We start from the raw sequence: 6,587 nt of genomic DNA on the forward strand, positions 1-6,587 counted from the left end.
ATATGGCAACGCACCAAGAGGACACCCCCGAAACGCTCATGGCTCGTGCCCTTCAATTGGCAGACAAGACGATTAAGGATCGCGATGCACAACTAAAGGATGTACTCCCCAAAGCCAGCGCCTTCGATGAACTCGCCAACACAGACGGTCTCTTCACTCTCCGTGATAGCGCCAAACTGTGCGGGTGGCCTGAAAAGCTTTTCATCCAGAAGCTCGTGCAAAGCCCGATCAAGTGGCTTTATGTGCATTCATCCTCTGGCCGCAAGCTCGCTTATGCAAAGCCAATTAAGGACGGGTATATGGATGTAAAGCAGGTCACGGTCTTCCATAAAACCACGGGTCGGGAAACCTACGGCCAGCCCATGATTACGCAAAAAGGCTTAACAAAGCTTTCTGCAAAGATAGGCGTGTTCGCCTCACGGAAGGAGATCGCAGCATGAGCAAGAACCTACCTCCTCTTCCGCCTACTCCTGAAAATAACGACCTCATCGCGCGGATATACAAGCTGCGGGAAAGACACAGCTATGAGTGTCTCAACGCTGCCGTTCAGCTCGCAATGGAGGCTGCCCGTGGTGGAGGTGTTCTTGTTGAGCATTTCATAGAGCTAGGCCGCCGCTTTGGGTCGTCCACAGTGCGAAAGGCCCGAAACACCAGAGATAGGCTTCGCCTCATCAAAGGCGGGAAAGACTAACCCCCAACAAGCCGCTCCACACCGGGGCGGCTTTTTTTATCTCAAAAGCAAGAACCCTCATCATGACAGCACCGCCCCCTTTTCTCCGCCGCTCAACAACAAAGAACTCCGTCAAGAATAGTGTAATCTCTCTCGTTCAAAACACCCTCGGGGCAATGGGTTCGCCTATACTCGTACGCGTTGAGGCCGTGCATGGCGAGGGTGTTTCACTCACGGGGAAAGTGGATGTCGTGCCACTTGTCGAAATACAAGACGCAACGGGCAGACCACGCCAACGTGAACTTATCTACGGCGTCCCTTACCTCCGCATACAGGGCGGCACTTCTGCTGTGATTGTTGACCCAAAACCGGGGGACATTGGCTTTGTCGTCATCGCGGGGCGGGATCAAACCAATGTCGTAACCACGCGCCAGCCGTCCCCTCCCGCCTCAACACGCCATTATTCCCTAAATGATTGCGTCTATGTCGGCGGCTTCCTCAATGAGGCCCCCAATCAGTACGTGCAATTCACTGATGAAGGGGTTCGGATCGTCACGCCGGGAAAAGTAGAGATTGACGCGGCGTCTATCGCTGCTAATTGCGATATCACCACGACAGGGGACATCACAGCCGGGGGCGTCTCATTGAAAAATCACACCCACGGTGGCGTGCAACCGGGAAGCGGAAACAGCGGAAAACCTACTTAATCTCGGAACGGTCGCAGATATGGCTTTCCTCAAGGTGAATGCTGGGTCTCCTGTTGCGCCAAGCCAGATATTACAGTTTTCATGCTCTCAGCAGGAAGAGCCTCTTTATGCCATTAAGGAAAGGAAATAAGCCGTGACAACCACCGAAGATAATAAGCGCGATGAGCTTAAAATCTGGCTTCTCGAGACACAACATTCCTCTGCTGAAGAGGCCTATAAAGAGGTTATGTCTGCACACGAGCGCCTTAAAGGACGCCTAAGCTCGGCTCTTACCCTCACTATTACCTTATGCACGGCTTTTTATACAGCTGCATTTTCTGGCACCCATCACGCACTTGCTTGTCTCCTAATTGGCATTGGCTATACGGCTGTAGCGTTTGTTTGCATTGCCGGCCTTTACCCTACCGCTCTTAGAACCAAGGCTGTAAACGCAGAGGCCTTTAACGCTATTATGGAAATCGACCCAACGCCATTAACCAAAGAAGACCATATCAAGCGCTTTACACAATTTATTGAAGCAACAGTTTTTTTTAATACGCAAAAACTTTGTAAAGATAGACTGTTGCTTCAGACCACATGGGTTTTACTTGTTCTTATTCCCCCCATTGCAAGTGTCATGGCTTGGCTTTTTTAACTCTTCGGGCATGCTATCCATCGCCATCGGTTTTATAATATGAGCTTTTGGACTGTTGCGTGGATCAACCGTCCCCGCGTCCAAAAGCGATTTCGCTAAAACTTTTACATTTTCTGAAGACGTATTTTTCTTATCGCTCATTATAAGCTCCTTTCGCAAAAAGCAGAGCGTACCCCTCATTAAGAGTCAACAACCCCACAAAACCGCCATTATGCCGCTCTTTAGGGCGGCTTTTTTTTATGGAGAATCCCCATGACCTCCCTCCTCCTCGATGCGGATAGCTGGGACATTGGGCTTGATGATACCGGCAACCTCGCTGTGGCATCTGACGCGCACAGCGTTCTTCAAGATGCGTGCTCGGCAGCCCAAACATGGCTTGGCGAGGTTCTGTATGACCAGAGCCTCGGCGTATCGTATGACGATGCGCTTTTAGCCGGTAAGCCCACCAGTCCCTTTTACGCCGCCGATATTGAACAGGCCGTCCAAGCTGTGCCCGGTGTGGCCGCTGTGACGTGCCATCTCCTCGCCCCCACATCCCAACGCCGCCAGACAGGCATTCTCGTCATCACGGCAACAAACGGACGCACCGCCTATGTCGCTTTCTGATCCACAAACAGCCGTGCCATCGCCCAGCTTGACCGAGACAGGCTTTGTCGCGCCCTCTGAGCAGGACATTCTTTCTGGGCGTCTGAGCGACGTCAACATAGCCCTCGGTGGCACAGCCAACCCTGCTCTTAATACCCCGCAAGGCCAGCTCGCTTTGTCCGACACCGCCGTGCTGGGCGATGCGTTTGCTGCCATGCTTGCCCTCTTTAACGGCGTCGATCCCGCCTTTTCTTCTGGACGGATGCAAGAGGCCATCGGGCGGATTTACTTCATGCAGCGCCGCCCTGCTACTCCCACAACCGCAACCGTTCAGGCCGTCATTAACGGCGCAGGCCAGACGATCAGTGCAGGCACCATCATCGCCTCTGACACAAGCGGCGTGCAGTATGCCACGACCGCGCCCGTCACATTGCCACAAAGCGCCACCGTCTCTCTTGATCTTGCCTGCACAACCCCCGGCGCCATCCCGTGCCCTGCTAAAAGCCTCCAGCTCTATCAAGGCGGTCTAGGCTTGGCCTCGCTCACCAACCCCGCCCCCGGCTCTATGGGCAGCGACGCCGAGAACCGAACAGACTTTGAGACGCGACGGCGGAACTCTGTGGCGGCCAATAGCCGCAGCCAGAACGCGTCTCTGATGGGGGCCTTACTGGAGCTGGATGGTGTCACCGACGCTTACGTGATGGATAATCCCAGCGGCAACGCAACAACGATCAGCGGGGTGGCGATGGAGCCACACGCACTTTATGTGCTTGTCGAAGGCGGGGCGGAGAACGCTATTGGCCAAGCGATCCTTGCCAAAAAGCCGCCCGGTATTGCCACGATGGGCGACCGTCTTGTCACCGTGCAGGACACGAACCCGGTTTACGCGGGGAACAGCCCCTCTTACACCTTTCGTTATGACCGACCGCAGCCCGTTCCTGTAACCGTCGCTGTGACATTGGAGCAGTCCGACAGCGTGCCGTCTGACGCGCTCACACAGGTGCAGAACGCCGTTATGGGCGTGCTGCAATCTGGTCGCTACCGTGCTCGCATGGGTGGCACCCTCTATGCGTCCCGCCTCTCAGCTGCTGTCGATGCGTTAGGCGACTGGGCCGAGGTGCTCTCTTTGACGCTCAACACGGACAGTCTGACGAACCAGACGCGCCTGCGCCTGCCCATCAATCAGCTCCCAACCGTCACCCCGGCAACGATTACGGTGGAGCTTGTGTAATGGACGATCTCCGCAGTACCATCTTGGCGCAATATGCCAATTCTCCGCGCCTTCTCTCGCTGATCGACAGCTTCAACCAAGCCGCTGATCCGCACGCCCTTATCGAGCGCTTCTATAACGACGTCTGGAACATCGACACCGCCAAGGGCTGGGGGTTGGATGTCTGGGGCCGCATCGTGGGTGTGGGGCGTGTGCAGAAAGTGCCTCAACCGCGCTATCTCGGCTTTGACGAGGCCAATGACAGCACCGGAACGGCGCGGCCTTTCAATGAGGGGGTTTTCTACAATGGCCCCACCAGCACGCAGAACTTCGCTCTCGCCGATGACGCGTATCGCAGGCTGATTATGGCCAAAGCGGCGGCCAATATCTCCAGCGGCTCTATTGCCGACATCAACCGTATCCTCATGCTGATCTTTGGCGACCGAGGGATGATCTACCTCTCCGAAGGCACACCAGCTAACGACTATCTGGGTTTCTCAGAAGCCAAAAGAGGCGCTGACACGCCCCATACCTTCAATAACGGCATCTTCTTTGACGCGACATCGCTCGCAGAAGCGAACGGCACGATGACGATCTGCCATAGCTGGCCGCTCTCCCCGCTTGATGCGACAATCATTCAGCAAAGCGGCGCTCTGCCTCGTCCGTCTGGCGTCACGATCCTTTACCAGCAGGTTCACCTGACATGAAACAAACCGACAGCTCCCCACTCTTCCCCACCCCTTTCGGAGCGCAGGCCGATAGCGGCACGCTCACACAAATTCCTCCCAGCAAAACAGCCATTGGCCGCGCCTCACTGGCTCTCGGCTTCCCCAAAGAAACCTTCACACCCATTGCAGCAGGCGGCGTGCCGCCTTACGGCGAAGACATGAACGGCATTCTCAATATGCTTTCTCAATCCGTTCGCGCGTCTGAGGCAGGCTTGGTCAGACCATTTAGTGCTTCTTATGCTCAGCAGATTGGTGGTTATCCTAGAGGGTCATTAGTCTCTCATCCGAACGACCCAACGCACCTTTTTGTGTCAATCGCAGATAACAATGGCGATGATCCAACAAAGGGAAGTTCTGGTTCTTGGAGCTCTTTAACAAACAGCATAGACACCATTGGGGCTGCTCTAACAGCTGAAACCCAACGCGCTCAAGCGGCGGAAGCGGCTTTGCTCCCCCTCTCTGGCGGAACGATGTCGGGAGCTTTATTTTCGGGTGGCACATTTAGCCCATCTGAGAATGTCTATGCGACCCAACCGGTCGGCGCAGCACTGAGCGGTGAGCAGTTCTATCTCCAGCTTGTGAACGACAACAACGCTGGCACAACCTGGGGACGACTGGTCTTACGTGACGGCGGCGGCAATTTCCATGTGCCAATCCAAATCGACAATCATGGGCATGTTACGGATGCGCAAGGGCGCGACTTCCTCACCAAACCTGAAGCTCAGGCGGTTTATCTACCCCTGTCAGGTGGGAATCTGACGGGGTCGCTTTATTCAACAGGCACATTCCAACAGGGAAGCCTTGAGCTGACCCAGCCGGTCGGAGCGGCTTTAGCGGACGAACAGTTCTTCCTTCAACTCGTCAATGAAACGAAAAACGGAACAACCTGGGGACGGCTTGTCCTGCGTGATGGTGGTGGAAATTTCCATGTGCCCATCCAAGTCGATAACCATGACAATACGACCGTCAATGGGACGTTGAACGTCACAGGACAGGCTGGGTTTCAAAGCTCTGTCTTGTCCCAAGGCACGTTCCAGCAAGGCGATCTGCAAATGACGATGCCGATTGGCGCTGGCTTTTGGGACATGCAGTTCTTCCTCCAGCTTGCCAACAATGCCAAAACAGGCACCACCACCGGGCGTCTTGTTTTAAAAGACAATGGCGGCAATTACTTCGTCGCGCTTCAAATCGACAATCATGGGCATGTTACGGACGCGCAAGGGCGCGACTTCCTCACCAAACCTGAAGCGCAGGCCGCTTATTTGCCGCTGTCAGGTGGGAACCTCACGGGGGCGCTTTATTCAACAGGCACATTCCAACAGGGAAGCCTTGAGCTGACCCAGCCGGTCGGAGCGGCTTTAGCGGACGAACAGTTCTTCCTTCAACTCGTCAATGAAACGAAAAACGGAACAACCTGGGGACGGCTTGTCCTGCGTGATGGTGGTGGAAATTTCCATGTGCCCATCCAAGTCGATAACCATGACAATACGACCGTCAATGGGACGTTGAACGTCACAGGACAGGCCGGGTTTCAAAGCTCTGTCTTGTCCCAAGGCACGTTCCAGCAAGGCGATCTGCAAATGACGATGCCTATTGGCGCTGGCTTTTGGGACATGCAGTTCTTCCTCCAGCTTGCCAATAATGCCAAAACGGGCACCACCACCGGGCGTCTTGTTTTAAAAGACAATGGCGGCAATTACTTCGTCGCGCTTCAAATCGACAATCATGGGCATGTTACGGACGCGCAAGGGCGCGACTTCCTCACCAAACCTGAAGCGCAGGCCGCTTATTTGCCGCTGTCAGGTGGGAACCTCACGGGGGCGCTTTATTCAACAGGCACATTCCAACAGGGAAGCCTTGAGCTGACCCAGCCGGTCGGAGCGGCTTTAGCGGACGAACAGTTCTTCCTTCAACTCGTCAATGAAACGAAAAACGGAACAACCTGGGGACGGCTTGTCCTGCGTGATGGTGGTGGAAATTTCCATGTGCCCATCCAAGTCGATAACCATGACAATACGACCGTCAATGGGACGTTGAACGTCACAGGACAGGC

The 6,587-nt window shown here is 54.8% G+C and carries 8 protein-coding genes; all 8 read left to right on the forward strand.

Annotated elements, in window-relative coordinates:
• On the forward strand, positions 1–440 hold a 440-nt coding region (locus GS535_RS05290), incomplete at its 5' end, for a phage antirepressor KilAC domain-containing protein (RefSeq protein WP_160799171.1).
• Positions 437–691: a hypothetical protein gene (locus GS535_RS05295; protein ID WP_160792603.1), complete on the forward strand. Its 255-nt coding sequence runs from the start codon at positions 437–439 to the stop codon at positions 689–691. The genes GS535_RS05290 and GS535_RS05295, both read left to right, overlap by 4 nt.
• A gap of 62 nt (positions 692–753) precedes the next feature.
• On the forward strand, positions 754–1,377 hold the full coding sequence (locus GS535_RS05300; RefSeq protein ID WP_160792602.1) for a phage baseplate assembly protein: 624 nt from the start codon (positions 754–756) through the stop codon (positions 1,375–1,377).
• 133 nt (positions 1,378–1,510) lie between these two features.
• Complete coding sequence (locus tag GS535_RS05305) at positions 1,511–2,011, forward strand: hypothetical protein (RefSeq protein WP_160792601.1); 501 nt, start codon at positions 1,511–1,513, stop codon at positions 2,009–2,011.
• 252 nt (positions 2,012–2,263) lie between these two features.
• A complete protein-coding gene (locus GS535_RS05310) occupies positions 2,264–2,617 on the forward strand; it encodes a hypothetical protein (protein WP_160792600.1) in 354 nt (117 codons plus the stop codon).
• Entirely contained in the window at positions 2,604–3,827 is a 1,224-nt protein-coding gene (locus GS535_RS05315; RefSeq protein ID WP_160792599.1) for a baseplate J/gp47 family protein, read from the forward strand. Before GS535_RS05310 ends, GS535_RS05315 begins: the two co-directional genes overlap by 14 nt.
• A complete protein-coding gene (locus GS535_RS05320) occupies positions 3,827–4,513 on the forward strand; it encodes a DUF2612 domain-containing protein (RefSeq protein WP_160792598.1) in 687 nt (228 codons plus the stop codon). Before GS535_RS05315 ends, GS535_RS05320 begins: the two co-directional genes overlap by 1 nt.
• The coding region (locus tag GS535_RS05325; RefSeq protein WP_160799172.1) for a hypothetical protein at positions 4,510–6,587 on the forward strand (2,078 nt) is incomplete at its 3' end. The genes GS535_RS05320 and GS535_RS05325, both read left to right, overlap by 4 nt.

Source organism: Saccharibacter sp. EH611 (assembly GCF_009834765.1).
Lineage (GTDB): Bacteria > Pseudomonadota > Alphaproteobacteria > Acetobacterales > Acetobacteraceae > Saccharibacter.